Here is a 25,644-nt window from a genome sequence, read left to right as displayed (position 1 = left end):
TTAGAGCAACTGGCTCAGGGCAATTTCAAAACTTGTCTTGGCAATCTCGGTCTTCTGCCCGTTTCGTCCATGCGATTTCTCCAGGGCAGCCCGTATCACGGCGGAAGTATCGCTGAAGATGGCCTCGTCGGTAATCTCTACCTCGTCGCCCATCAGGTAGGCAAATACGCGTGCCATGCCGCAGTTGGCCACAAAGTCAGGGATCACGGACAGGTTGCGGTCGGCAAACTCGCCGGTCGGGCCGAAGAAGATCTCCGGGTCCTGAAACGGAACATTGGCACCGCAGGAGATAATCTCCAGACCACTTTGGACCATGCGCTCCACCTGCTCGCGCGTTACCAGCCTGGAGGCGGCGGCAGGTATAAAGATCTCGGCCGTAAGGTCCCAGAGGCGGCTGTTTGCCTCCTCAGACGAAAGTATACCAGGCGTGGCCGGGTTCAGGGTGTTGCCCTGGCGGTTGAGAAACAGGTCTGTGATCTCCTCAAAAGTATAGCCCTGCTCGTTGATAAGCCCTCCGGCCCTGTCGATGATGCCGACGATTTTAACGCCCTTGGAGGCCAGGTAATAGCCCGCCGCGGCTCCCACGTTGCCCCAGCCCTGGATAATGGCGCGCTTGCCCTCAAACTGCCCTCCCCAGATGCTGTAGTAGTGGCGTGCGGCCTCAGCCACACCATACCCCGTGATCATATCGGCAACCGTATACTTACGGGCGGTGTAAGGGGAGAAGTGCGGGTCTTCGATCACCTTTACCACCCCCTGGCGCAGCTGGCCAATTTTGTTTATTTTCTGCGGCTCGGTGGCGTTGAAATAGCCGTTAACCACACCCTCCTGCGGGTGCCACAGGCCATAGCTTTCCGTGATTGGAATTACTTCGTGTATCTCATCCACGTTCAGGTCGCCGCCGGTGCCGTAGTAGTTCTTCAGCAGCGGAAACACGGCCTTGTACCAGCGCTCCAGCACACCGCGCTTGCGCGGGTCGGCCGGGTCGAAGTTGATGCCGGACTTGGCGCCTCCAATGGCAGGGCCGGATACGGTGAATTTCACCTCCATCGTCTTGGCCAGCGACTCTACCTCGCGCTTGTCGAGGCCTTTGCGCATGCGGGTGCCACCGCCCGCCGCCCCGCCGCGCAGCGAGTTTATCACCACCCAGCCTTCGGCTTCGGTTTCAGGGTCTTTCCACTCGAAAACTATTTCAGGTCTCTTGTTCTCAAATTGGGCAAGTAAGTCTTTCATTCCAGTTATGGGTGTATCGGGTATAGGGTGCAAAGGTACGAAAATTAGATGGGCAGGGCTTAGGACAGGTAGATGGCGCCCCCCACGTTGTTGCGGCTGGCCCCCGTTACGCTGCTGAGGCAGTTGTGCTCACCGCGCCAGCGCAGCACGCCCAGAAAGGCAAATATCAGTGCCTCCTTAAAGGATACCACTTCCGGCGCCGGGATCTCCACGGTATACTTTGGCCCCAGCTGCTGCTGTATCTGCTCCATCAGGTAGCCGTTAAACGCGCCGCCCCCTGTTATTAGTACACGGTGCTGCCCCTCGTGCAGCGGCGGCAGGGCGTTACGCAGTTGCTGGGCGATGTGGTGGCACACCGTGTGCAGCTTGTCTTCTGCAGTGGCCGGGCTGTCGGCTATACTTTTCAGGCTGTGATCCAGCACCCACTCCTTGCCCAGCGACTTCGGGGCCGGGGCTGCAAAGTAGGCGGGGGCGTTAAGGGCCTCTAATAATTTTGGCTCTAAAGTACCGGAGCGGGCTAGCGCGCCGTTATGGTCATAGGGTTGGCCCAGGCTGTTTGCCAATGTGTTGAGCAACATGTTGCAGGCGCTGGTGTCGAAGGCCAGGCGGGTGCCCTGGTGGTTGTAGGAAACATTGGCGATGCCTCCCAGGTTAATACAATAATCGTAGTGGCCGAAAAGCAGCTCGTCGCCGATGGGCACGAGCGGCGCGCCCTGCCCCCCCAGCGCAATGTCGAGGGTGCGGAAGTCGCAGACCACGGGCAGGTGGGCATGCGCCGCCAGGTAGGCACCGTGGCCCAGTTGCAGGGAGATGTGCTTGTCGGGCTGGTGGAAGATCGTATGTCCGTGAGAAGCAACAAAATCGGGCTGTATTCCGTGTTGTTGTACGAACTCATGAACCCGTTGCCCCATGAAGCGGCCGAAGGCATGGTCCAGCTCCACCAGCTCCAGGGCACTGGCGGTCTCGGCACCCCGAAGGGAGTCAATTAGTTCATGGGTATATGTTAATGTAGTAGTATTTAGTATCTCATATATCCAATTATGAGATTTGTACGTAAATCTACAAAAAGCAATATCGAGGCCGTCGAGTGACGTCCCGGACATTAGACCGATTACATGATAAGAAGTATCCATTGGCCAAAAATAATAAAAGCATGCTAATGATTTTCAGCTAAATAGTGCAGGCCTCGTATATATCTTATTGTGAATGGGATTGAAAAATGAATTGTAGAAACTGTTAGGTATAATTTTAATTATGAAAAGTTTGTTGTCAAGAGTTGAATCGAAGAAGATAGATAAGGCGGCAGCCATGCTTAAAGTACTGGCACACCCCAAGAGACTGGCGATAGTGGATTTGCTCGGAAAAGAGGATAAAATGACTGTTACAGAGATATATAAGCAGTTAGACCTTCCGCAGGCCATTGCATCACAGCACCTGATTACACTAAAGGATAAAGGCGTTTTATCGTCTTTTAAAGTGGGTACCAAGATTTACTACTCGCTGGCCATCCCGAAACTGATTGATGTAATAGACTGCCTCGAAGAATGCTGCATTGATATCTAAGCCAGTGCCCTGTACGGCACCCTGGGTAGCAGTTTGTTACCTGAGGATGGAATAGTTAAGGCCCCCGTTTGTCCCTTTTAACATGGAATTTGCGGAGGCCTTAGTTATTTCTTCACTAAAAAAATTGTATCGTTTACCCAGGATTTTGCTCTGATTCTGCCGGCTGGTTCTCCAGGCTGAACAGGTCGTTGAGCAGGTCAATAAGCGTTTCGGCCTCTCCGCGCTTGCAGGCAGCTTTCAGTTGTAATACCGGTAATTTTATAATTTTCTGCATCATGGATTTCGTGATGCTGTCTACCAGCTTTGCCTCCTTAGGCCCCAGCTTCTTCACATAGCGGGCTATTTCCTCCTGACGTATCGTTTCCAGTGCATTTTTCAGGCGATGAATGGTGGGCGATACCATCATTTCCTTAGACCAGTCGTTGAACTGCTCGATAGACTCGGCAACGATTTCCTTTACCTTCGGGATGGAACTGATGCGGCGCTGCAGTGCCTCGGAAGCCTTGTTCTGGATCGTGTCGATGTTGTATACCAGCACGCCCGGTATGCTCTCCACCTCCGGCTCCACGCTGCGCGGCACGGCCAGGTCAATGAAGAATTTATAAGTGAGCGCGTTCAGGCGCTTTACCATTTCCTTTGTAAAGAAAGGCGTTTCGCGGGCCACCGAAGAAATGATCACATCGGCCTCTTTCATACCCTGCACAATCTCCTCAAAAGGAAGCACCTCCAGAGCGCACTCCTCGGCCAACACCTTTGCCTTTGCCAGCGTGCGGTTGGTGATCTTTACCTTCTTGTAGCCCAGGTCTTTCAGGTTGCGGCATACATCGGCGCCAATCTCCCCAACGCCCACCACCAGGATATTGGGCTCAGCGCCCTCTCCGGTTAGCTCCTCAATTAGCTCGATAGCGGCATAAGAGGTAGAGGCGGCACCGTCTCTGAAGGAGGTCTCCTGCACCACGCGTTTGTTGGTGAAGAAGATGGTGTGCATCAGGCGGTGCAGGAAAGGGCCGGCTGTTTCGTTGTCGGCGCTCCACTGGTAGGCCACCTTCACCTGGTTCGAGATCTGCATATCGCCCACCACCTGCGACTCCAGCCCCATCGACACGTCGAACAGGTGCTGCACGGCATCGTCGTGCTCGTTCAGGATGGTGAAGTAGTCGAAGTAGCGGCTGATGTTGTCGATGCCCTTGGTGATGCCCAGGAGCTTGACGATCTCAGCGCTATAGTCAGTGTCGGAGTTGTAGTATACTTCGGTGCGGTTGCAGGTGGAGAGAACAAGGATGTCAGTAGCCTGAAGGAAGCCCTTAAGCGTCTGCAAAAATATTCTGCAAGAAGATTCATCTAAGGCAATCAGCTCCCTGATATCGAGCGGCGCTTTTTTATACGACAGGCTGATTGCTTTAAAGTTCTGAAGCATAATAACGTTTGTTCTACTAAAGGGCAAAGGTACGGCTCTATTTATTAAAATAAAACTTACTTGCTCTCTATGTTCAATTTATACTAATTTCAAATAAATTTCGTGTTTATACTCAATGATTCCCATCTACTCCCAGAAGAACAGGATAAAGCTCGTTGTTGTTATCATTGCTCTCATCATAGGTGCCGCCACCATCACTTATACCAACATACTTGTGAGCAAGTTGTCGGAGCGGGAGCAGGAGCTGGTGCAGCTTTATGCCAAGGGCCTGCGCTACATGATCAACGCCCCCAGCGACGACAACATCGTGTTCATCGAGGAGGAGATCCTGTCGTCCAACACCACGGTGCCCGTTATCCTGACAGATGAAAATGAGAATATCCTCGACTCCAAGAACATAAATCTGCCCGAAAACATTGCCGATAAGCCCGATAAAATAAACGAATACCTGCAGCGCGAGATTGGGAAGATGAAGGAGCAGCACGAGCCCATCGTGGTGCCCTGGGCGGAGGGTTCTGTGAACTACGTGTTTTACAAAGATTCCGAGTTGCTCTCGCAGCTGCGCTACTACCCGTACGTGCAGCTGATCGTGATCTCGTGCTTTGCGCTGGTGGCCTACTTTGCCTTCAGCTACTCGCGCCGCGCCGAGCAGAACCGGGTATGGGTGGGGCTGGCCAAGGAAACGGCGCACCAACTGGGCACGCCGCTCTCTTCGCTGATGGCCTGGTATGAGTACATCAAGTCAAGCCCCAAGTTTGAGAATGAGCCGATACTGGAGGAACTGGGCAAGGATGTGCGGCGCCTGGAGATCATCACGGAGCGCTTTTCCAACATCGGCTCTGTGCCCTCGCTTCGTGACGAGAACATCCTGCAGGTAACGCAGAACGCCATAAATTATCTGCAGAACCGCATCTCGCGCAAGGTAGCGTTCTCCATAGAGTCCACCTTCTCGCCGGATATCACGGCCAAGGTAAACGTGTCGCTGTATGATTGGGTGATCGAGAACATCTGCAAGAACGCCGTGGATGCCATGGAGGGCCGCGGCAGTATAAACATACAGCTGGTGCTGCTGGGCAAGAGCAGCATTGCCGTGGATATCACAGACACCGGAAAAGGCATCCCCAAAAGTAAGATCGACTCTGTTTTCCTGCCCGGCTTCACTACCAAAAAGCGCGGCTGGGGTTTGGGCCTGGCACTGGCCAAGCGCATCATCGACAATTACCACGAAGGCCGCCTGTACGTGAAGTGGTCGGAGGTAGGCAAGGGCACCACCTTCCGGATTGTGCTGAACAGGTAGTAGGAGTTAGAAAGTTAAGAAGTTAGAAGGTTAGAAAGTTAAGGAGGTAAAGGTGCAAAAGTATCGTCTTTTGTCCTTTGTCTAGCAGTCCTTTGTCAATAGAATGGTTGAAGTAGTAAAGTATAGCGCGGAACATAAGCCGCTTTGGGATGCCTTTGTACGGGAGTCGAAGAACGGCACGTTCATGCTGCTGCGCGATTACATGGAGTACCATGCCGACAGGTTCACGGACCACTCGCTGCTGTTCTACCACAAGGGCAGGCTGGTGGCGCTGCTGCCGGCAAATGAGGCAGGGGAGCAGGTGCAGAGCCATGGCGGCCTGAGCTACGCCGGACTCGTTACGGACAAGCGGATGAAGGCGGCGCTGATGCTGGAGGTGGTGCAGGCCATGAAGTTATACTTTCAGGGGCAGTGGTTCCGAAGCATCCTTTACAAGGCCATTCCGCACATCTACCACCAGCAGCCCGCCGAGGAAGACCTGTACGCCCTGTTTCGCCACGGGGCCATACTTTACCGCCGCGATGTAAACTCGGTTGCAGCGTTAGCTGCAGGGGCTGGTTACAGCAGAACACGCCGGTGGGAAATCAGAAAAGCCAAAGGAGGAAGTATACAGGTGCAGTTATCCATGGCCTACACAGACTTTATGCAGCTGGAGTGGCAGGTGCTGCAGCAAAAGTATAACCTCAAGCCGGTGCACACGGCAGCGGAAGTTGAGCTGCTCGCCTCGCGCTTTCCGGAGAACATCAGGCTTTACACTGCTACCAAAGAGGGCGAATTACTGGCGGGCACCCTAGTTTTCGAGACTGCCACTGTAGCCCATTGCCAGTACATTGCCTCCTCAGAGCAGGGCAAGCAGGCAGGTGCCTTGGATGTGCTGCTGGACTGGCTGCTGACAGAGGTGTATGCGCACAAGCCGTATTTCAGTTTTGGCGTGTCTACGGAGCAGGGGGGCCAGTATTTGAACGAGGGGCTTGTCTGGAACAAGGAAAGCTATGGCGCCCGCACCATCGTACACGATTTTTATGAGCTAAGGCTGCAGTAGCGGCCCGGCAAAGTATAAACCAGCAGCGGCTGCCTCACACCTGGGGCAGCCGCTGCTGGTTTATACTTGTAATGCTATGCTTCAGCTTCAAGCTTTTCTGCGATGGGCACAAGCTTGTGGGGCACGTCTTTGCCCCAAAGCTTTACAATCCCCCAAAGTATGGCTATGCCAATAACGTATACCAGCAGCCAGTGCACGCCAAAACTAGACAGGTTGGTGCAGGCAATATTGGCGACCAAGGCCACCGTAATGGCGTACGGCAGCTGTGTTTTAACGTGGTCTATGTGGTTGCAGCCCGAGGCCAGTGAGCTCAGGATGGTGGTGTCGGAGATAGGGGAGCAGTGGTCGCCGAACACAGCCCCTGCCAGCACCACCGAGATCACATTGTACATGATAGGCATGGTCTCCTCCATCGTAAAGCCCTGCTGCTGGCACACATACCAGGCGGCTGGCATCATAAGCGGGTAAAGTATGGCCATAGTGCCCCAACTGGAGCCGGTGGAGAAGGCAATGGCAGCGGCCAGGAAGAAAGTGATCTCCGGCAGGAAGTATGGCGACACATTGCCTGAGAGCAGCGAGGTGAGGTATTCTGCCGTATAAAGCTCCTGCGTAACCGCCGCCAACGACCAGGCCAGCACCAGGATAAGGATGGCCGGCAGCATGGTCTTAAACCCGACCACCAACGAGTCCATGGTTTCTGAAAGCGTCATGATGCGCTGGCTTATTGTTAGGGCTATGGCTACGACCACGCCTCCGAGCGAAGCCCAGATAAGGGCCAGGTAAGAATCGGAGTCGCCGATGGTGGCGGAGAGCTTGCGGAAAAAGCCGAGGCTGGGATCGACCCAAACGTCGGCGCTGTAGCCGGTGTAGAGCAAGGCAGCAATAGTGCCCCCGATAACCGTAAGCACGGGCAGCAGCGCGTTGACAGCACGGACCCTGGTTTCGTCTATGGGCTCAAACTCGGCCATTTCTTGTTGCTGTTTCTCCTGCCCGGCCCGGTCGAGGCGCGCTGCCGACACCTCTCCGGTGGTGCGCGCCCTTTGCTCTGCCCGGTGCATCGGGCCAAAATCCCGGTTCATCAGGATCAGTATCAGCATAAACACCAGCGCGAGCACCGGGTAGTAGGCATACTGCAGCGAGTGGAAGAACAGCGAGTAGGCGCCTTCCTCAATCCCGAGCTTGGTGGCGGCGTCCTTTATATAACCCAACTCAGCTCCGATCCAGGTGGTGACAAAGGCGATGGCCGCCACAGGGGCAGCGGTGCTATCCACAATATAAGCCAGCTTTTCGCGGGAGATGCGGTGCTTGTCGGTAACGGGGCGCATGGTGTTGCCCACAATAAGGGTGTTGGCGTAGTCGTCGAAGAAAATGGCTATCCCCAATACCCAGGTTACCAGCTGCGAGCTTTTGGCGGAACGGGCGTAGCGCGAGAGCAAATGCACCACACCAGCCATGCCGCCGTTTTTGGAGATGATGGCCACCATCCCCCCAATCAGCATGGAGAAGATAATAACCGAGGCGTGGTCGCTGTCTACGAGGGCCTTGAGCAGGAAGGTGTCCGCTACGGCTAGCAGGCCCACCAAAATAGAATTAAAGGATAAGCCGTAGATCACAAAGCCGCCCACCCAAATGCCCGCGAAGAGCGCCAGCAGCACCTGCCTGAAGAGAAGCGCCAGCACGATGGCAATAAGCGGCGGAAGTATGGACAGCCACATCGGGAACTCCTTCACGCCCCGCATCTCCTCTACATCCAGGCGGTAGAGCCGGGCCAGCGTGTGCGTGTCCAGGTTAGCGCTTACCTGGATAAGCTCGCGCCGCTCCGGTATCGAGAACGTGGTTTCGCCATCAACAAACTCGGCCTCCTGTAGCTCGCCGTTCACGCGGAGCGTAAGCGGGCCATTGTACGTCATCAGGTTGCCGGTTTCGGTAACAGTGCGGAGGGTGAAGGCAGTGTCGTTGATGGCCTGCAGCTGCAGTTCTTCCAGCTGCTCCCTGGAAACCAGGCCTTGCGCCAGGCTTGGCACCGACAGCATGAGAAATAACAGGAGACTCAGGAGGGGCTTGTAAAGCTTCATTCTGAATGGTTGCGGGTTAGAGAATCCCCTAAGTTAGAAAAGAATCAGAAAACTCATAGTGTTGATTCGCGCCTGCCGCGGCCCTACTTTATACTTGCCGCTAAAGTATAGCCGCAGCAAGTATAAAGTAGGGGAGCATATACTTTTGAGGGAACGTGCGTTTACCTGGCCCTGTTTACGATGAACACGCCCAGCAAGATCACCACCATGCCCAGGTAGTGCCACAAATGGATGGTCTCGCCATCAAGCACGCCCCACATCAGCGCCACAATGGGTATGAGGTAGGTGGTGGAACTGGCAAAGAGGGTGGTGGATATCTGGATAAGCTTGTTGAAAAGTATAAGCGCGATGGCAGTGCTGAACACGGCAAGTATGGCGATGTACATCAGCGCCTCCCAGGCCCCCGGCACATGCTGCAGCTTGTAAAGAAAATCGGTGGTGAGCAGGTATACCAGCGCCACCGGCCCCACCGTGAGCAACGCCAGACTGGAGACGGCGATGGCCTTCATGCCCTGCAGGCGAAACTTGATAAGGTTGGCGCTGATGCCGTAGAAAACGGTGGCCAGCACAATGTACAGGCCATAGTACATGTTGTCGAGCTCCGCGTTGCCGTTGCCGGTAAAGATAAGGATGGCCGTGCCGGCAATACCGATAACGATGCCGAGCATGCGCATCCAGGTGATGGACTGTCCAAACAAGGCAGCCCCTACCAGCAGGGTGAAGAGTGCGGTAAGCGAATTCAGCACCCCCGCCAGTCCGCTGGCCAGGCGCGTTTCGGCGATGGCAAAAAGGAAAGCTGGCAAGAAGTTGCCCAGCATCCCGCTGCCTAGCAGAAACTTCCAGCGGTGGGGCTCCACCTTACGAACGTTCCGGATGGCGAATGGCAGCAGGGCCGCGCAGGCAATTACCATCCGCAGGGCCCCCACTTCGTTAGGATCGTAAACCACCAGCCCCTTCTTGATAAGTATAAACGAGGTGCCCCAGATAAGAGCAAGTATAATCACCAGCAGCCAGGCCAGTGCCGGGGTCGCGGTTTCTTGTGCAGTGGGGGTAGTGGAGGTTTTTATAGTTAGAAAGTTAGAAGGTTAAAGTGTGGCTGCAAAAGTAAAGAGTTGGAGCGTCAGATTTGCTCACCCGCTATCTCATCTGCTGAAAATTATTTCCGTGCTGCCCCTGAGCCAGAAAAGCTGCCATGTGCGTGGCAAAGTATAGCTCGAAGTATAAGAGGTGCCGTAGGTGTAGCCGGCTATCGTTTTGGAGTGTATCATGGCTGCAATCTCTCAAGGCGGCGCTCGTGGCACAACCCGGTTCTTGCGGAACTTCTGTTGGCAAAAAGAGAAATCCCCGGCCGATGGGGCCAGGGACCTGTTTTATACTATCCTTTAGACTACGGTAATCCTCTCCCCGCCATTTTGAGTGTTATCACCAGCAATTTATACTTCGGCAGACTTCAGGAACGAACTTTAAATGCTTTCTAACGGGCTTGGCTTTGCCATGGCAAAGGTGTGGTTAGCTAAAGTTCTTCTATATCTTTTCAGAAGTTACTTAAATGTAAATAACTTCTCCAGGCTTCGATTCTTTGATTTTGGCGATAATTTCTTCACCATGCTCTGCTGAACGACAAGGAATGACTATTTTATTAGGTGGATTCTTTATGTCATTCAAGACAGCCAAATTTCCAGCCATCATTTTCTGAATCGTTAGGGTTCCAATTATTTTTGGCCTTATTAACTTCATCAGGTTTACGGCTTCTATTTTTGGCACATAAGTTTAGCAGGTCTGGCGGTAAAGTAATCTAAATCAGGATTAGCTATTCTTCGATTGTTTTCGTTTATCTTTTTTCTCTTTCCTGTTCTTAAAGTCACCTTCGAGGAACTGTCGGATTTTACCAAGAGGAGATAGGCTGTAGTATGCTACGACTAAGAATATTAGTCCCATCAATATTAAATATTCGCCACCGAAACCCGATAGGGATAGAGTCCTGCTATTAATCCCAACAGCCACAAGGTTCTTTACAATCATCTTGATACCCCAGATAATAAGAACAATTGCAATTAAGAAGAATGAGATAGTACTTACATTGTCGGCTTTACCCTTCATTGCTTTAATTTTTTGCTAACCAAAGTATAAAGTATAGCCTAAGCCTTTGCGGCCCTTTCTTTTTCAAAGCAGTTTTAAACTGCTGCCATACAAAGCCACAGGTAAACTTGCGGCAGAAAGTATAAACTCAGAAAACACTGCCCACTTTCTAACTCCCCAACTCCTCAACTCCCAAACTCTCTTAACTCTCCACGTAGCTCATGCTATGGGCAATCTCATCCAGCGTGTCGTAGATTTCCTGCATGTCCTCGGATTGCACCAGTTTCATGCGCAGGGGCTTGAAGTTTGGCAGGCCGCGGAAGTAGTTGGTGTAGTGGCGGCGCATCTCAAAAATGCCCAGCTTGTCGCCCTTCCACTCCAGCGAGTGCGTGAAGTGCTGGCGGCATACTTCCACGCGCTCCTCCAGCGTCGGGCCCGGCAGCATCTCACCGGTTTTCATGTAGTGCTTTATCTCGTTAAAGATCCACGGGTAGCCTATACTTGCCCGGCCGACCATGATGCCGTCCACGCCATACTTGTTGCGGTACTCCAGCGCCTTGTGCGGCGAGTCAATGTCGCCGTTGCCGAAGATGGGGATGTGCATGCGTGGGTTGTTCTTCACCTCGGCAATCAGGCGCCAGTCGGCCTCGCCCTTGTACATCTGCACGCGCGTGCGGCCGTGTATGCTCAGGGCTTTAATGCCGATATCCTGCAGGCGCTCGGCCGTCTCTACAATGTTTTTGGTGTCCTCGTCCCAGCCCAGGCGCGTCTTTACCGTTACCGGCAGGTGCGTGGCCTTTACGATCTCCTCGGTCATTTTCACCATCTTCGGGATGTCGCGCAGCAACGCGGCACCGGCGCCCTTGCAGGCCACGTTCTTTACGGGGCAGCCATAGTTGATGTCGATCAGGTCCGGGCCGGCCTGCGAGGAGACGATAGCCGCCTCGCGCATCGACTCAATCTCAGACCCGAAAATCTGGATTCCGATGGGGCGCTCGTAGTCGAAAATGTCAAGTTTTTGTACACTTTTGGCGGCATCACGTATCAAACCCTCAGAGGAGATAAACTCCGTGTACATCAGGTCGGCACCGTTGGCCTTGCATACTTTGCGGAAGGGCGGATCGCTTACGTCCTCCATCGGTGCCAGCAGCAACGGAAACTCCCCTAGCTCTATGTTAGCAATCTTTACCAAAGCAAAAATTAATTATTCGCGTAAATTTACGCCAATTAAACCTAAATCTCCCTATGAAAGGTTTCATCTCGAAAGATCTGCACCCAAGTTGGGTACTGTTACTGCTGATAGTATACATGGCAGGCGGCTACTTTGTGGCGATGTTTGTGATAGGGCTGCTGGCCAACTGGATCTTCGGGATAGGCCTGATTGAGCTGGCAACCGTGGCTACCAACCCAGCCGACCACCCGCAGGGGCCGCAGGTGATGCTGCTCTTGCAGGGTGTGCTGCAGTTCTTTGCCTTTATCGTGGCGCCCCTCTTTCTGCTGCTCTCGCTCAACTACAGGCCGGGGGATTACCTGAACTGGAAGACGCCTTCACCGTGGCTGCTGGTGCTGCTCAGCGGCATCCTGATAATTGCCATCATGCCGGCCAACTCGGTCATCATCCAGTGGAACGCCCACATGAGCTTCCCGGACTTTATGCGTGCCTTTGAGGAGTGGGCGCGGCAGCAGGAGGAGCAACTAGCCGAGCTTACCAAGCTTATCACACGGTTTAACTCGGTGCCAGAGCTGCTCATTGGCCTGGTGGTGTTTGCGGCTATACCTGCCGTAGGCGAGGAGCTCGTGTTCCGGGGAATTGCGCAGCAGCAGATCCACCGCTGGTCCGGCAACATCCATGTGGCCATTTGGGTTACAGGCATCATCTTTGCGGCCATACACGTGCAGTTCTTCGGCTTTTTGCCACGGGCCATACTTGGAGCGCTGTTCGGATATTTATACTTTTGGTCCGGTCGCATCATTGTGCCGATTGTGGCGCACTTTGCCAACAACGGCTTTACGGTGTTTTTACTGTACCTGCAGCAAACCCGCGCCATCGATACCAATATCGAGAGCACCGAGGCAATGCCGTGGTATAGTATCGCGTTATCGTTGCTGGTAAGCGTGGGCCTGCTATACTTCCTGCGCCAGGCATTTGCCCGGCAGCCATTGCGCCCGCAAAGTATAGCCCAGGCCGCAGGCACAGAGCAACAACTATAAACTAAACCCTTACAACACGCACAGGCCCCGGGCAGGCGTAAGTCATGGCATGAACAATAAGCTATCAACTCTAAGCAATCTAAATCAACGACTTATTGTAGGGGTACTAGGCGCCGCGGTGCTAATAGGCGGCATCCTGTTCAGCGAGTGGACCTATTTCCTGCTCTTCCTGGGGCTCACGCTGCTGGGCATCGCCGAGTTTTATACCTTGGTGGCGGTGCAGGGCATGCGCCCGAACAAACCCCTGGGGCTGCTGCTGGGCGGCGTGTTCTTCACCTCCATGTTCCTGGTGCAGAAAGACGTTGCCCCGGGCGAGTTGCTGTTTCTCTCGCTGCCGCTGCTGTTTCTGGTGTTTATTTACGAAATGTACCGCAAGAAGCCCCAGCCTTTCACCAACATTGCCTTTACGATAACGGGCGTTGTGTACCTGGCCGTGCCCTTTGGCCTGCTGCACCTGCTGGGCTACTACGGGGAGGAGTATAGCTGGCAACCCATACTTGGCCTGCTGCTGCTGATCTGGGCGTCCGACACCGGGGCTTATATTTTCGGGAAGAACTTCGGCAAAAATAAGCTCTTCGAGCGTATATCCCCCGGAAAGACCTGGGAAGGCTGGGTTGGCGGTACGCTGGTGACCATGCTGGTGGGGTATGGGCTCTCGCATGTGTTTCTCGATTTAGAACAATACCAGTGGCTGGGCGTATCCATCATTGTGGGCATTGTGGGAGTGCTGGGCGATCTCTCGGAGTCGATGCTGAAGCGCAGCCTGGGGGTAAAGGATTCTGGCACACTGCTGCCCGGCCATGGCGGCATCCTGGACCGCTTCGATAGCCTGCTGATGGTCATCCCGTTCGTGGTCGCCTTCCTCGAAATCTTCTAAAAAATTTGTTGCCCGCTCTTAGGAGGTTGCAAGTTTAATTCTCAACTTTGCCCCGTATTTTAATTCACTGATTAATTACTCACTAATAAAAATTTAGAGTAGATGATGTTATACAAAGAGCCAGCTCCGATTAAGGATAAGGAAAATCCTTTCGAGTCGATGATGTCGCGCTTTAACATAGCGGCGGAGGTGCTGGGGTTGGATGAGGAAGTATATAACGTACTTAAGTCTCCAACACGTCAGGTAATCGTGAACGTGCCCGTGACCATGGACGACGGCAAAGTGCGCGTGTTCGAGGGCTACCGCGTTATTCACTCCACTATCCTGGGGCCGTCCAAAGGCGGTATCCGCTACGCACCGGATGTATTCCTGGATGAGGTGAAGGCCCTGGCTGCCTGGATGACCTGGAAATGCGCCGTGGTGGACATCCCGTACGGTGGTGCCAAAGGCGGTATCATCTGCGATCCTTTCTCTATGTCAGCCGGTGAAATTGAGCGACTGACCAGAGCCTATACGTCGGCTTTGCAGGATATTTTTGGCCCGGACCGCGACATTCCTGCCCCGGACATGGGCACCGGACCTCGCGAAATGGCCTGGCTCATGGACGAGTATTCCAAGACAAAAGGCTCTACCGAGCACGCAGTGGTGACGGGTAAACCGTTGGTGCTGGGCGGCTCGCTGGGCCGCGTAGAGGCAACGGGCCGCGGCGTGATGGTGTCGGCCATGGCCGCCATGAACAAACTGGGCATGGACCCCGCCAAGTCTACGGCTGCGATACAGGGCTTCGGCAACGTAGGCGCCTGGGCGGCAAAGCTGATGAATGACCGGGGCGTGAAGATTTTAGGCGTTAGCGACATTAGCGGAGCCTACTGGAACGACAACGGGATTGATATTGACGAAGCGATAGAGTATAAAAACGCGCACAACGGCCGCCTGGAAGGTTATAAGGGAGCAGAGTTGATGGATGACCCGGGCGACCTGCTGACAGCCAAGGTGGACGTGCTGATTCCTGCTGCCGTGGAGGACGTGATCACCATCCACAACGTGGACAGGATACAGGCCCGCCTGATTGTAGAGGGTGCCAACGGCCCTACCTCTTACAAGGCTGATAACATCATCAACGAGAAGGGCATTATGGTCGTGCCGGACATCCTGGCGAACTCAGGCGGTGTTACCGTGTCCTACTTCGAGTGGGTGCAAAACCGCATGGGCTTTAAGTGGACGCTGGACCGCGTGAACGAGCGCGCCGAGCGCATCATGAACGAGGCTTTCGAGCGTGTTTACGCTGCTTCTCAGAAGTATAACGTGCCAATGCGCATCGCAGCCTACATCGTGGCCATCGATAAAGTGGCCATGACGTACAAGTATCGCGGGGGCTTCTAAAAGATTTTTAGAGGAATATTCCGGATATTATATAATTTTGAAGCAGGTAATAGCCCATCCACGTAACTGGATGGGCTATTATGAGTTTATATAGTACCTGCGGCAAACAATAGCATCGAATGAAAATCCATAAGGAAGGAAGGAAAATACTATTTTTTACTTTACTGGCACTTGTAGTGCTGAACCTTTTGCTCTACAATTTCAATGCTGAGAATGGCACCTTCAACAGGGTGTTCTCCGGTGTGTCTGCCGTTCTCTTCCTGTTGATCCTGCAGTTTTTCCGCAGTCCCTACCGTACGTTGCTGCTGCACGAGGACCTCATCATAGCCCCTGCCGACGGAAAGGTGGTAGTGATTGAGGAAGTGGAGGAGCCGGAGTACTTTAAAGACAAGCGCAAGCAAATCTCCATCTTCATGTCGCCGATAAACGTGCACATCACGCGCAACCCCGTTTCCGGCATTGTAAAGTACTTTAAATACCATCCTGGCAACTACTTTGTGGCCTGGCACCCAAAGTCGAGCACGCAAAACGAGCGCACCACGGTGGTGGTGGAGTCTACTGCAGGGCCGGAGGTGCTGTTCCGCCAGATTGCCGGGGCCATGGCACGCCGTATTGTATGGTATGTAAACGAGGGCGATGAGGTGAGCCAGGGCGAGGAGTTCGGCTTTATCAAGTTCGGCTCGCGTGTGGATATCTTCCTGCCGCTGGATACAGAAATCAAGGCGGAACTGGGGCAAAAAACTAAGGGAGGTCAAACCGTTATTGCTCAGCTGAAAACCCCGCCACCGACGTTGTTTGGGTAAGCTGGACGTATCACGAAGCACGTATCAAGTAGCACGATAAAAAAAACAAAAAGCCGCTGCAAGTTATTACTTGCAGCGGCTTTTGTCTGAATCAGGTTTTGCAGGATTAAGGGATGAGTAGGATTCTGTTAATGGAAGCCACTGCTTATACTTCTATTGTAGCTTACGGCTTACCGTAGCTTGATTCCCAAAGTCTTGCTACTTGATACGTGCTTCGTAAAAACTAATACCAGTTCTCCACCAGCGTCATCAGCTGCTCCAGGTATTTCTGGTCCACTTCGTCGAAGTCGTTGAGTTTGTCGCTGTCTACGTCCAGCACCAGTTTAACCTCGCCGTCTTTTATGGCTGGCAACACGATCTCCGATTTAGAGTCGCTGCTACAGGCAATGTGGCCCGGGAAGGCTTCTACATCCGGCACTAGTATGGTTTTCTGCTGGGTGTAGCAGGCGCCGCAAACACCTTTGTGGTAGGGGATGCGGGTGCAGGCAATCGGCCCCTGGAACGGCCCTAGCACCAGCTGTCCCTCTTTGTTAAAGTATACCCCCACCCAGAAGAACCCCATGCCCTGGCGCAGCGCGGCCACCATATTCGAGATATTGGCAATCAGGTCTGTTTCGCCGGCGGTCAGGGCTTCTATCTGCGGAAGCAGTGCTTTATACTTTTCTTCTTTACTGAGGTTTGCGTCTATAATTAATGATTCGGCCATGGTGTAATTTTGAATGAGTGGTTGAGTGAATGACTGAATATTGAATGTAGTATAGAGTGGGTATACTTTAGGAGAACTAATAACGAACAACTATCAACCAACAACTAACGCCGGTAGTGCAACAATTGGTCGGTGCCTAAAGTTTGAGAGCTTTGTAGCCGGCCGTGCGTCATGGCAGGGGCTTTTATCCCATCCCCAAGCGTTTTTTGCTGGCTCTTAAACACAAGGGCTTCGTCCCAGAGGTTTGCCTGCAGCAGGCTCTCCAGCAGGTAAGTTCCTCCCTCCACCATCACCGACAAAACGTTACGCCGGTGCAGGTCCTGCATAATTTGCAGAAGCAGTGGCGCCTCCTCCTGAAGCTGCACAAAGTATAAATTCTCCCCATCCTGCTGCTGTTTATAAGTATAAACCACCGTCGGTTGGCTGCCATCAAAAAGGTGCAGGTGCGGGGGGAGCTGCAAAGCCCGGTCGATGACCACGCGTAGCGGTTGCGGCCCGTGCCACGCCCGCACGTTAAGCTGCGGGTTATCATGAAGCGCGGTGCGGGTGCCCACCATAATAGCCTGTTCTTCTGTGCGCCACTTGTGCACCAGCCGCCTGGCCAGCGGCCCGCTGATTTGCTCCTGTTTATAGTTAGCCCCCGCGATAAAGCCATCTGCTGTTTCGGCCCATTTCAAAAGTATAAACGGCCGCTTTTGCGCGTGGAAGGTGAAGAAGCGTTTGTTCAGTTCCAGCCCCTCCTGTTCCAGTACGCCTACTTTTACCTGGGCACCAGCATCAGTTAATTTTTTTATGCCACGCCCGGCCACCAGCGGGTTCGGGTCTGTGTTGCAGATCACCACATCCTTCACCCCATGAGAAACGAGCAGGTCGGCGCAGGGAGGCGTTTTGCCAAAATGGGAGCAAGGCTCCAGCGTGACGTACACCCGGCTCTTAAGCAGCAGGCTTTTATCCGCCACGGCAGCAATGGCATTCACCTCGGCATGGGGGCCGCCATACTTTTGGTGCCATCCCTCGCCAATGATTCTCCCATCGTGTACCACCACGCAACCCACCATCGGGTTTGGTGAAGTATAGCCTCCGCCCAGCTGAGCCAGCTCCAGGGCGCGTCGCATGTATCGTTCGTCGGACATAGGAAGAGTTTAGGAGTTAGAAAGTTGGGAAGTTAGAAGGTTAAAAAGTGAAAAAGGAAAGCAGTAATCAGGCGCTACTCTTTCGTGCCTAAAAAGTCACAACTCTTGGCTCAGTAAAGGTCAATGCACCGTAACATTCTAACTTTTCAACCTTCTAACTTTCTAACTCAGAAAGTTCTACTTTTGCAAAGATACCGAAATCAACAGAAAGTATAGACGTGGCAACCGTTCAGCAGTTACAGCAGCACATCCGGGAAAGTATAAAAACGGCCTATCCCGAGCCGGAGGCGGGAAGTATAGCCCAACTAGTGCTGGAACACGTGCTGCAGAAAAACCGTATGCAGCTGTCGCTGGCACAGCAACAGGAGGTAAACCCGGAGCAGGAGACACAGCTAAAGCAGATGGTACAGCGGTTACAGCAGCAGGAACCGGTGCAGTACGTGCTGGGGGTGGCGCATTTTTATGGGCTAGAGTTGCTGGTGGACGAGCGCGTGCTGATTCCCCGGCCGGAAACGGAAGAACTGGTGGACCTGGTGCTGCGGGAGCACAAAGGGCAGGACGGGCTGCAGGTGCTGGATATCTGTGCCGGGAGCGGTTGCATCCCGCTGGCGCTGGCGGCCAATCTAAGAAATGCCGAAGTATACGGCCTGGAGGTGTCGGAGGGCGCGCTGGAGGTGGCGAAGGCGAATGCGGCAAAGTATAACCTTAACATAAACTGGCTTCAGGCGGATATTTTTGAGCCGGTGCCACGTATAACTCCTGCCTCGCTGGACATTATCACGAGCAACCCACCCTATGTGCTGGAGGAGGAGAAAGGGCAGATGCGGGAAAACGTGCTGCAGTATGAGCCGCACCTGGCGCTGTTCGTACCAGACCAGGACCCGCTGAAGTATTACAGAAGAATTGCCGAGGTGGCGCAGCAGCTGTTGAAAAAGGGAGGGAAGCTATACTTTGAAATAAACGAGCGCTACGGGCAGCAGGTGCAGGATCTCCTGTTACAGCTAGGTTTTGCCGAGGCGAGGGTAGTGCAGGACCTGTTCGGGAAAGACCGTATCGTGCGGGGAATGATGTAAAGCCTTTGAAAAATACCCTGAAATATCCGGAGTATTATTTATAATTGTACTTTTGTGGTAATTTTAGGCCACAGCGGGCGTTATCCATTTTAATGGATTATTTTGGGGCAATGCTAAGCGGCTTTAGTCCGTTCTGGCAGAGGTAAATGAGCCCCAAGCAGTTTGTGTAAAAATTCTAACATAACAAACGATATACAACGTGTACCAGGAAATACTAGACAAAGAAGCCAAACTTGCTGTTATTGGGTTAGGCTATGTGGGGTTGCCGATTGCGCTTGCCTTCGCTAAAAAAGTTAAAGTAATCGGATTCGACATCAACTCCAAGCGCGTGGAGATGATGCGCAACCACATAGATCCGAGCGGCGAGTTGGAGAGCCGTGAGTTTGAGGGGGCCGATATTGTGTTCACCGATAGCCTGGACGTGCTGCGCGAAGCGCGCTTCTTTATCGTGGCCGTACCCACTCCCATCGATCAGCATGCCCAGCCGGACCTGAAGCCTTTGCTGGCAGCCTCTACGACGGTAGGCAAAGTGCTGAAGAAAGGTGATTACGTGGTGTTTGAGTCTACGGTATACCCTGGCTGCACGGAAGAGGATTGCGTGCCGGTGCTGGAGCGCGAGTCTGGTCTGAAATTCGGCGTTGACTTCAAGGTAGGGTACTCGCCGGAGCGCATCAACCCGGGCGACAAAGAGCACACGCTGGCTAAAATCGTGAAGGTGGTTTCTGGTTGCGACGCTGAGTCTGCCGAGGAGGTTGCCAAAGTATACGAACTGGTGGTGGACGCGGGTGTGCACCGTGCCTCTTCCATTAAAGTAGCCGAGGCGGCTAAAGTTATCGAGAACACGCAGCGCGACCTCAACATCGCCTTAATGAACGAGCTTTCCATCATCTTCGACAGGATGAACATCAACACCTACGAGGTGCTGGAAGCTGCCGGTACGAAGTGGAACTTCCTGCGCTTCTCTCCGGGTCTGGTGGGCGGCCATTGCATCGGCGTGGACCCGTATTACCTGACCTACAAAGCCAAAGCGCTTGGTTACGACGCCAAGGTAATCCTGAGCGGTCGCACGACCAACGACACCATGGGCGCGCATATCGCTAATAAACTGGTGAAGATGATGATCATGCGTGGCAAGAACATCTCGCAGACAAAGGTGCTGGTGATGGGGGCTACGTTTAAGGAGAACGTGGAGGATATCCGCAACTCGAAGGTAGTGGACGTGATTCGTGAACTGCAAAGCTTCAACGTAAACGTGGAGGTAGTGGACCCATACGCTAGCTCCGAGGAACTGCAGCACGAGTATGGCTTTGGCCTGGTAGAAGAGGCTGGCAAGGATTATGATGCCGTGGTGGTGGCCGTGCCGCACAACGCTTACCTGGAGCTGGACGAGAACTACTTTAAGTCAATCATGAACAGCAGCCCGATCCTGGTGGACCTGAAAGGCATCTTCCGTAACAAAATAAAGGACATAGAATATACAAGCTTATAAATTTTGGCAAACGCAAAGATACTGGTAACCGGCGGAGCCGGCTACATTGGCTCCCACACGGTGGTAGAGCTGGTGGAGGCAGGGTATGAGCCTGTGATCATCGACAACTTCTCCAACTCCGAAGAAAGCGCACTGGAGGGTATTGCCGCCATACTTGGCCGTGACATTCCTTGCCACCGCATCGACTGCACCGACGTGGAGGCCCTGCGCCAAGTGTTCAAGCAGGAACAGAATATCCAAGGCGTGATTCATTTTGCCGCCTACAAGGCCGTGGGCGAGTCGGTGGCAGAGCCGCTGAAGTACTACCACAACAATGTAGGCTCGCTGGTGGCGCTGCTGCAAGTAATGGAGGAGTATAAAGTATACAACCTGGTCTTCTCGTCGTCCTGCACGGTGTACGGTATTCCGGAGCAACTGCCTGTAACGGAGGAAACGCCCGTACAGAAGGCCAACTCCCCGTATGGCAATACCAAAAAAGTATGCGAGGAAATCCTGACGGACCTGGCGAATAGCGGGAGCAGTAACATCAAAGCTACCGCTTTGCGCTACTTCAACCCGATCGGGGCACATCCATCGGCCAGAATAGGAGAGTTGCCCTTGGGCGTACCCAACAACCTGGTGCCGTTTATTACCCAGACAGCTGCGGGCATACGCAAGGAACTGACGGTGTTTGGCGATGATTATGACACTCCGGACGGCACCTGCATCCGCGACTTCATCCATGTGGTGGACTTGGCCAAGGCACACGTGGTGGCAGTGGAGCGCCTGCTGCAGGGCAAAGCGCAAAGTATAGAGTTCTTCAACGTGGGCACCGGAACAGGCTACAGCGTGCTGGAGGCAATCAGCGCCTTTGAGAAAGCATCCGGCCAGAAGCTAAACTATAAAGTTGGTCCACGCCGTGCCGGCGATGTGCCAAAGATTTACGCCGACGTAACCAAATCAACTAAAGAACTGGGCTTTAAAACGACCAGCACCCTGGAAGAGGCCATGAAAAGCGCCTGGGACTGGCAAGTATCGCTACAGAAAACAGAAGTATAAGCATGAAAATATTAATCACGGGCGGCGCGGGCTTCATCGGCTCGCACGTGGTGCGCCTGTTTGTGACCAAGTACCCGAACTACCAGATTTACAACCTCGATAAGCTGACCTACGCCGGCAACCTGGCCAACCTGGCAGACATCGAGGACAGGGAAAACTATACTTTCCTGAAGGGCGACATTGTGGATGCGGACTACCTGGAGGAAATCTTCTCGGAGTATAAATTTGATGCCGTGATCCACCTGGCGGCCGAGTCGCACGTGGACCGCTCCATCTCTGACCCGCTGGCCTTCGTGCAGACGAACGTGATCGGTACGGTGAACCTGCTCAATGTAGCGAAAAAGCACTGGGCCGATGACCTAAGCAAGCACCTGTTCTATCACATTTCCACCGACGAGGTGTATGGCTCGCTGGGAGAGGACGGCCTGTTTACGGAGGAGACGGCCTATGATCCGCGCTCGCCGTACTCGGCCTCTAAGGCAAGCTCCGACCACTTCGTGCGCGCCTGGTACCACACTTATGGCCTGCCTGTGAAGATCTCCAACTGCTCGAACAACTACGGGCCGAACCACTTCCCCGAGAAGCTCATCCCGCTGGCGATCTACAACATCAAGAACGAGCGCCCGGTGCCGGTGTACGGCAAGGGCGAGAACGTGCGCGACTGGCTCTACGTGCTGGACCACGCCCGCGCGATCGACGTGATTTTCCACGAGGGCAAGGTGGGCGACACCTACAACATCGGCGGGGTGAACGAGTGGAAGAACATCGACCTGATCGAGCTGCTCTGCGATCAGATGGACGAGAAGCTGGGCCGCGAGAAAGGCCACTCCAGAAAGCTGATCACGTTTGTGAAGGACCGCGCCGGCCACGACCTGCGCTACGCCATCGACTCCTCCAAGCTGATGGATGAGCTGGGCTGGAAGCCGTCGGTGACTTTTGAACAGGGCCTGAGCAAGACCGTGGACTGGTACCTGGAGAACCCCGAGTGGCTGGAGAACGTGACCTCGGGCAACTACCAGAGCTACTACGAGCAGCAGTACACGCATCGGTAAGTATAGACTTTAACAATACTATGTACGATTCCCCTTTCCACGACCAGCCCCTCGATGGGCTGTCGTTTTTAGTAACAGGTGGGGCCGGCTTTATCGGCTCTAACCTGGTGGAGTACCTTTTAAAGTATAAGGCGGGCAAGGTGCGCGTGCTGGATAACTTCTCCAACGGCTACCGCAAGAACATCGAGCAGTTTCTGGGCAACCCGGCTTTTGAACTGGTGGAGGGCGATATCCGCGACGTACAAACTTGTATGGACGCCTGCCAGGGGATGGACGTGGTGCTGCACCAGGCGGCGCTGGGCTCGGTGCCCCGAAGTATAAATGACCCCATCACGAGCAACGACGTGAACGTGGGCGGCTTTGTGAACATGCTCACTGCGGCCAAGGAGCAGCAGGTCAAGCGCTTCGTGTATGCCGCCTCCTCGTCTACCTACGGCGACAGCAAGGAGCTGCCCAAAGTCGAGGACCGCATCGGCAAGCCCCTCTCACCCTACGCCGTGACCAAGTACGCCAATGAGCTGTACGCCGACGTATTCGGCAAAACCTACGGCATGAAGATCATCGGGCTGCGCTACTTCAACATCTTCGGGCCCAAGCAGGACCCGAACGGTGCTTATGCGGCCGTTATCCCGCTCTTCATCGACGCGCTGCTTCACAACCGCCCGCCGAAATTCAACGGAGACGGGGGACAGACCCGCGACTTTACCTTCGTGGAGAACTGCGTGCAGGCCAACATCAAGGCGGCGCTGGTAGAGAACCCCGAGGCGGTAAATCAGGTGTACAACATCGCTGTGGGCGACCGAACCTCGCTGCTGCAGATGTTCCACATTCTCAGGGAAACGGCCGGAGCCGACGTGGCCCCGGTGCACGGCCCCGACCGCGCCGGAGACATCCGCGACAGTCTGGCCGATATTTCGAAAGCGCAGCGCCTCTTGAAGTATGACCCGCAGGTGCGCATCCAGGAGGGCCTGGAGCGCACCTTCGAGTGGTTTAAAAACAACCAGGAGTTTATTTACAGAGACACCAAGGCTGCTACCCTATAAAAGTAGAGCCGAAAACAGACACTAAATGAAAGGAATTATCCTCGCCGGGGGCTCCGGCACGCGGCTGCACCCGTTGACGTTGGCCGTGAGCAAGCAGCTCATGCCCGTCTACGACAAGCCCATGATCTACTACCCGCTCTCGACGCTCATGCTGGCGGGCATCCGGGAGGTGCTCATCATCTCCACGCCGCACGATTTGCCCCTGTTCGAGCGTCTCTTAGGTGATGGCTCGCAGCTAGGCTGCAAGTTCAGCTACGCCGTGCAGGAGGTGCCCAACGGGCTGGCGCAGGCCTTCGTGATAGGCGAGGAGTTCATCGGAAGTGACAAGGTGGCCCTGGTGCTGGGCGACAACATCTTCTACGGGGCGGGTATGGGCTCGGTGCTGCGGGAGAACGCAGACCCGGACGGGGGGGTGGTGTACGCCTACCACGTGCACGACCCGGAGCGCTACGGGGTGGTCGAGTTCGACAAGCAGATGCGCGCTGTCTCCATTGAGGAGAAGCCCAAAGAGCCTAAATCGAGCTACGCCGTGCCGGGGCTGTACTTTTATGACAACGAGGTGGTGGAGATTGCCAAGAACCTGGAGCCGAGCCCGAGGGGCGAGTACGAGGTGACCGACATCAACCGCGAGTACCTGCGAAGGGGCAAGCTCAAGGTGGGCATCCTCAACCGCGGCACGGCCTGGCTCGACACGGGCACCATCCAGTCGCTGATGCAGGCGGCCACCTTTGTGCAGGTCATTGAGGAGCGGCAGGGCCTCAAGATCGGCTGCATCGAGGAGGTGGCCTGGCGCATGGGCTTTATCTCCGATGAAGAGCTAAAGCAGGTGGCAGAGCCCCTGAGGAAGAGCGGCTACGGAGAGTATTTGCTCCGCATGCTCAAGGAGAAAATGTAAAGTACAGAAGGCCATCCGCAAGGGTGGCCTTTTTTGTTAGGAATACTTTCGTTTTTACAACACAAACCCCAACAGCAACCCCGTAAGTATAAGCACAGGTGCGGGTATTTTGGTGAACATCAGCAGGCAGAAGGTGGCCACTACAATGCTGAAGTTGAGGAGGGAGCTCTCGATGGGGTGGTAGAGCAGGATGGCAGCGGCGACCACCATGCCGGAGCTTACGGCGCTGATGCCTTCCAGGGAAGCGCGGATCACTCTATACTTTTTGAGCTCGTCCCAGAACCGGATGACGAAGAAGATCAGGAACGTGCCTGGCAGGAAAATACCGACAGTGGCCACAAAAGACCCTAGGAACTGCCCGGCAATGCCATATTCGCGCATGGCCAGGTTGCCTACAAAGGAGGTAAAGGAGAAGGTTGGTCCCGGCAGTGCCTGCGCGATGGCGTAACCTGAAAGAAATTCCTCGCCGGTCAGGTAGCCCTTAAAATCCACGAATTCCGTGTATAGCAGCGGAATGAGCACCTGCCCGCCTCCAAACACGAGGCTGCCGTTACGGTAGAAGTTCTCGAACAAGCGCACCGGCAACGACGAAGTATACGCACCCAGCAGAGCTGCTACAACCAGAACAGCCACATAAAGTATAAAATTGGCCCACTCTATGTGCAGGTGCTTGTCTTTCTCCTGGGGGTGTTGCTTAAAGCGGAGCGCGGTAACGGCGCCACCGGCAATCAGCATGCCCGAGAGCACCCAGGGCGAATGGAAGAAGTAGGCAAGTATGGCCGAGACAACCATCAGGGCGACAGCCGTTTTGGTGTGGATGACCTTCTCACAGATCTTGTAAGCGGCATAGGCCACAAAGCCCACCGCCATGGGCTGTATGTACTTCAGGAAGCCGAGCGACACGCCCTGCCCCTGCAGGTAGGAAATAACGATGGCGGCCAGGGCCATGAAAGTGGCGGCAGGTAAAATCCAGACCAGCAGCGTGAGGTACGCCAGGTTCGGGCCGCCGATTTTGAAGCCGATGGCCGTGAGGGTTTGCGTGGAGGTAGGGCCGGGAAGTATGGAGCAAAGGGCGTTCAGCTCGATGAGTTCCTGCTCTGTGAGGTAGCGGCGCTTCTCCACCAACAGCTTAAACATCATGGCAATATGCGCCTGCGGCCCACCAAACGCGGTGAGGGCCAGAAGTAACACGTCTTTCAGGAAGATGTAGTAACGCAGGCTCATATGGCGTAAAA

At 54.3% G+C, this 25,644-nt stretch carries 24 protein-coding genes; 13 read left to right on the top strand and 11 right to left on the bottom strand.

What is annotated here, in order from left to right; translation table 11 throughout:
- Together C8N40_RS00695 and C8N40_RS00690 are read right to left on the bottom strand one after the other, a co-directional pair.
- Window positions 1–1,233: a Glu/Leu/Phe/Val dehydrogenase dimerization domain-containing protein gene (locus C8N40_RS00695; protein WP_108209898.1), complete on the bottom strand. Its 1,233-nt coding sequence runs from the start codon at window positions 1,231–1,233 to the stop codon at window positions 1–3.
- A 59-nt stretch (window positions 1,234–1,292) separates the two neighbouring features.
- Window positions 1,293–2,366: an anhydro-N-acetylmuramic acid kinase gene (locus tag C8N40_RS00690; RefSeq protein WP_108209897.1), complete on the bottom strand. Its 1,074-nt coding sequence runs from the start codon at window positions 2,364–2,366 to the stop codon at window positions 1,293–1,295.
- 121 nt (window positions 2,367–2,487) lie between these two features.
- On the opposite strand from C8N40_RS00690, the gene C8N40_RS00685 reads away from it, so the two are divergent.
- Window positions 2,488–2,796 (top strand): ArsR/SmtB family transcription factor, encoded by a 309-nt coding sequence (locus tag C8N40_RS00685; RefSeq protein ID WP_025608763.1) that lies wholly within the window; start codon window positions 2,488–2,490, stop codon window positions 2,794–2,796.
- A gap of 133 nt (window positions 2,797–2,929) precedes the next feature.
- Here the strand turns inward: C8N40_RS00685 and hemA are convergent, their stop codons facing one another.
- Window positions 2,930–4,213 (bottom strand): glutamyl-tRNA reductase, encoded by a 1,284-nt coding sequence (gene hemA, locus C8N40_RS00680; RefSeq protein ID WP_108209896.1) that lies wholly within the window; start codon window positions 4,211–4,213, stop codon window positions 2,930–2,932.
- Window positions 4,214–4,328: 115 nt separating this feature from the next.
- On the opposite strand from hemA, the gene C8N40_RS00675 reads away from it, so the two are divergent.
- Window positions 4,329–5,510 carry a sensor histidine kinase gene (locus C8N40_RS00675; protein WP_108209895.1) on the top strand — a complete coding sequence of 394 codons (1,182 nt, stop codon included), beginning with the start codon at window positions 4,329–4,331 and terminating at the stop codon, window positions 5,508–5,510.
- Between the two features lie 103 nt (window positions 5,511–5,613).
- Window positions 5,614–6,552, top strand: a complete 939-nt coding sequence (locus C8N40_RS00670) for a GNAT family N-acetyltransferase (protein WP_108209894.1) — start codon at window positions 5,614–5,616, stop codon at window positions 6,550–6,552.
- Window positions 6,553–6,626: 74 nt separating this feature from the next.
- Here C8N40_RS00670 and C8N40_RS00665 read toward each other — a convergent pair whose 3' ends face one another.
- The 5 genes from C8N40_RS00665 to dusB form a co-directional block, all read right to left on the bottom strand.
- Window positions 6,627–8,627: a Na+/H+ antiporter NhaC family protein gene (locus tag C8N40_RS00665; protein ID WP_245904929.1), complete on the bottom strand. Its 2,001-nt coding sequence runs from the start codon at window positions 8,625–8,627 to the stop codon at window positions 6,627–6,629.
- 161 nt (window positions 8,628–8,788) lie between these two features.
- Window positions 8,789–9,631 (bottom strand): DMT family transporter, encoded by an 843-nt coding sequence (locus C8N40_RS00660; protein WP_245904927.1) that lies wholly within the window; start codon window positions 9,629–9,631, stop codon window positions 8,789–8,791.
- A gap of 138 nt (window positions 9,632–9,769) precedes the next feature.
- Window positions 9,770–9,895: a hypothetical protein gene (locus tag C8N40_RS23240; RefSeq protein ID WP_281259485.1), complete on the bottom strand. Its 126-nt coding sequence runs from the start codon at window positions 9,893–9,895 to the stop codon at window positions 9,770–9,772.
- A gap of 277 nt (window positions 9,896–10,172) precedes the next feature.
- Window positions 10,173–10,391, bottom strand: a complete 219-nt coding sequence (locus tag C8N40_RS00655; protein WP_108209891.1) for a hypothetical protein — start codon at window positions 10,389–10,391, stop codon at window positions 10,173–10,175.
- Between the two features lie 517 nt (window positions 10,392–10,908).
- On the bottom strand, window positions 10,909–11,898 hold the full coding sequence (dusB, locus tag C8N40_RS00645) for a tRNA dihydrouridine synthase DusB (RefSeq protein WP_108209889.1): 990 nt from the start codon (window positions 11,896–11,898) through the stop codon (window positions 10,909–10,911).
- Between the two features lie 53 nt (window positions 11,899–11,951).
- Between dusB and C8N40_RS00640 the strand changes: the two genes are divergently transcribed.
- From C8N40_RS00640 to C8N40_RS00625, 4 genes are all read left to right on the top strand, one after another.
- A complete protein-coding gene (locus C8N40_RS00640; protein WP_108209888.1) occupies window positions 11,952–12,917 on the top strand; it encodes a CPBP family intramembrane glutamic endopeptidase in 966 nt (321 codons plus the stop codon).
- Between the two features lie 49 nt (window positions 12,918–12,966).
- Complete coding sequence (locus C8N40_RS00635; RefSeq protein WP_108209887.1) at window positions 12,967–13,794, top strand: phosphatidate cytidylyltransferase; 828 nt, start codon at window positions 12,967–12,969, stop codon at window positions 13,792–13,794.
- 105 nt (window positions 13,795–13,899) lie between these two features.
- Window positions 13,900–15,177: a Glu/Leu/Phe/Val family dehydrogenase gene (locus C8N40_RS00630; protein WP_108210401.1), complete on the top strand. Its 1,278-nt coding sequence runs from the start codon at window positions 13,900–13,902 to the stop codon at window positions 15,175–15,177.
- A gap of 119 nt (window positions 15,178–15,296) precedes the next feature.
- Complete coding sequence (locus C8N40_RS00625) at window positions 15,297–15,980, top strand: phosphatidylserine decarboxylase family protein (protein WP_092100636.1); 684 nt, start codon at window positions 15,297–15,299, stop codon at window positions 15,978–15,980.
- Between the two features lie 223 nt (window positions 15,981–16,203).
- Here the strand turns inward: C8N40_RS00625 and C8N40_RS00620 are convergent, their stop codons facing one another.
- Together C8N40_RS00620 and ribD are read right to left on the bottom strand one after the other, a co-directional pair.
- A complete protein-coding gene (locus C8N40_RS00620; RefSeq protein ID WP_108209886.1) occupies window positions 16,204–16,686 on the bottom strand; it encodes a GAF domain-containing protein in 483 nt (160 codons plus the stop codon).
- Between the two features lie 104 nt (window positions 16,687–16,790).
- Window positions 16,791–17,819, bottom strand: a complete 1,029-nt coding sequence (gene ribD / locus C8N40_RS00615; RefSeq protein ID WP_108209885.1) for a bifunctional diaminohydroxyphosphoribosylaminopyrimidine deaminase/5-amino-6-(5-phosphoribosylamino)uracil reductase RibD — start codon at window positions 17,817–17,819, stop codon at window positions 16,791–16,793.
- Between the two features lie 218 nt (window positions 17,820–18,037).
- On the opposite strand from ribD, the gene prmC reads away from it, so the two are divergent.
- From prmC to rfbA, 6 genes are all read left to right on the top strand, one after another.
- On the top strand, window positions 18,038–18,892 hold the full coding sequence (gene prmC, locus C8N40_RS00610) for a peptide chain release factor N(5)-glutamine methyltransferase (protein ID WP_108209884.1): 855 nt from the start codon (window positions 18,038–18,040) through the stop codon (window positions 18,890–18,892).
- A gap of 199 nt (window positions 18,893–19,091) precedes the next feature.
- The gene (locus C8N40_RS00605) at window positions 19,092–20,381 is read left to right on the top strand and encodes a nucleotide sugar dehydrogenase (protein ID WP_108209883.1); all 1,290 of its coding nucleotides are present in this window, start codon (window positions 19,092–19,094) and stop codon (window positions 20,379–20,381) included.
- 3 nt (window positions 20,382–20,384) lie between these two features.
- Window positions 20,385–21,419 carry a UDP-glucose 4-epimerase GalE gene (galE, locus tag C8N40_RS00600; RefSeq protein ID WP_108209882.1) on the top strand — a complete coding sequence of 345 codons (1,035 nt, stop codon included), beginning with the start codon at window positions 20,385–20,387 and terminating at the stop codon, window positions 21,417–21,419.
- A gap of 2 nt (window positions 21,420–21,421) precedes the next feature.
- On the top strand, window positions 21,422–22,471 hold the full coding sequence (gene rfbB, locus C8N40_RS00595; protein WP_108209881.1) for a dTDP-glucose 4,6-dehydratase: 1,050 nt from the start codon (window positions 21,422–21,424) through the stop codon (window positions 22,469–22,471).
- A 20-nt stretch (window positions 22,472–22,491) separates the two neighbouring features.
- A complete protein-coding gene (locus C8N40_RS00590) occupies window positions 22,492–23,514 on the top strand; it encodes an SDR family oxidoreductase (RefSeq protein ID WP_108209880.1) in 1,023 nt (340 codons plus the stop codon).
- A gap of 25 nt (window positions 23,515–23,539) precedes the next feature.
- Window positions 23,540–24,409 (top strand): glucose-1-phosphate thymidylyltransferase RfbA, encoded by an 870-nt coding sequence (rfbA, locus tag C8N40_RS00585; RefSeq protein WP_108209879.1) that lies wholly within the window; start codon window positions 23,540–23,542, stop codon window positions 24,407–24,409.
- Window positions 24,410–24,463: 54 nt separating this feature from the next.
- Here rfbA and chrA read toward each other — a convergent pair whose 3' ends face one another.
- Window positions 24,464–25,633, bottom strand: a complete 1,170-nt coding sequence (gene chrA, locus C8N40_RS00580; RefSeq protein WP_108209878.1) for a chromate efflux transporter — start codon at window positions 25,631–25,633, stop codon at window positions 24,464–24,466.
- Window positions 25,634–25,644: the final 11 nt, after the last annotated feature.

Origin of the sequence: Pontibacter mucosus (assembly GCF_003054055.1) — a bacterium.
In the GTDB taxonomy this organism is placed as follows: domain Bacteria; phylum Bacteroidota; class Bacteroidia; order Cytophagales; family Hymenobacteraceae; genus Pontibacter; species Pontibacter mucosus.
This window is presented reverse-complemented; position numbering and strand designations above follow the sequence as displayed.

What these genes read in the sequence shown, in the direction of transcription:
- C8N40_RS00695 (WP_108209898.1), bottom strand. Translation starts at nt 1,233, where the DNA reads ATGAAAGACTTACTTGCCCAATTTGAGAACAAGAGACCTGAAATAGTT.
- C8N40_RS00690 (WP_108209897.1), bottom strand. Translation starts at nt 2,366, where the DNA reads ATGGATACTTCTTATCATGTAATCGGTCTAATGTCCGGGACGTCACTC.
- C8N40_RS00685 (WP_025608763.1), top strand. Translation starts at nt 2,488, where the DNA reads ATGAAAAGTTTGTTGTCAAGAGTTGAATCGAAGAAGATAGATAAGGCG.
- hemA (WP_108209896.1), bottom strand. Translation starts at nt 4,213, where the DNA reads ATGCTTCAGAACTTTAAAGCAATCAGCCTGTCGTATAAAAAAGCGCCG.
- C8N40_RS00675 (WP_108209895.1), top strand. Translation starts at nt 4,329, where the DNA reads ATGATTCCCATCTACTCCCAGAAGAACAGGATAAAGCTCGTTGTTGTT.
- C8N40_RS00670 (WP_108209894.1), top strand. Translation starts at nt 5,614, where the DNA reads ATGGTTGAAGTAGTAAAGTATAGCGCGGAACATAAGCCGCTTTGGGAT.
- C8N40_RS00665 (WP_245904929.1), bottom strand. Translation starts at nt 8,627, where the DNA reads ATGAAGCTTTACAAGCCCCTCCTGAGTCTCCTGTTATTTCTCATGCTG.
- C8N40_RS23240 (WP_281259485.1), bottom strand. Translation starts at nt 9,895, where the DNA reads ATGATACACTCCAAAACGATAGCCGGCTACACCTACGGCACCTCTTAT.
- C8N40_RS00640 (WP_108209888.1), top strand. Translation starts at nt 11,952, where the DNA reads ATGAAAGGTTTCATCTCGAAAGATCTGCACCCAAGTTGGGTACTGTTA.
- C8N40_RS00635 (WP_108209887.1), top strand. Translation starts at nt 12,967, where the DNA reads ATGAACAATAAGCTATCAACTCTAAGCAATCTAAATCAACGACTTATT.
- C8N40_RS00630 (WP_108210401.1), top strand. Translation starts at nt 13,900, where the DNA reads ATGTTATACAAAGAGCCAGCTCCGATTAAGGATAAGGAAAATCCTTTC.
- C8N40_RS00625 (WP_092100636.1), top strand. Translation starts at nt 15,297, where the DNA reads ATGAAAATCCATAAGGAAGGAAGGAAAATACTATTTTTTACTTTACTG.
- C8N40_RS00620 (WP_108209886.1), bottom strand. Translation starts at nt 16,686, where the DNA reads ATGGCCGAATCATTAATTATAGACGCAAACCTCAGTAAAGAAGAAAAG.
- ribD (WP_108209885.1), bottom strand. Translation starts at nt 17,819, where the DNA reads ATGTCCGACGAACGATACATGCGACGCGCCCTGGAGCTGGCTCAGCTG.
- rfbB (WP_108209881.1), top strand. Translation starts at nt 21,422, where the DNA reads ATGAAAATATTAATCACGGGCGGCGCGGGCTTCATCGGCTCGCACGTG.
- C8N40_RS00590 (WP_108209880.1), top strand. Translation starts at nt 22,492, where the DNA reads ATGTACGATTCCCCTTTCCACGACCAGCCCCTCGATGGGCTGTCGTTT.
- rfbA (WP_108209879.1), top strand. Translation starts at nt 23,540, where the DNA reads ATGAAAGGAATTATCCTCGCCGGGGGCTCCGGCACGCGGCTGCACCCG.
- chrA (WP_108209878.1), bottom strand. Translation starts at nt 25,633, where the DNA reads ATGAGCCTGCGTTACTACATCTTCCTGAAAGACGTGTTACTTCTGGCC.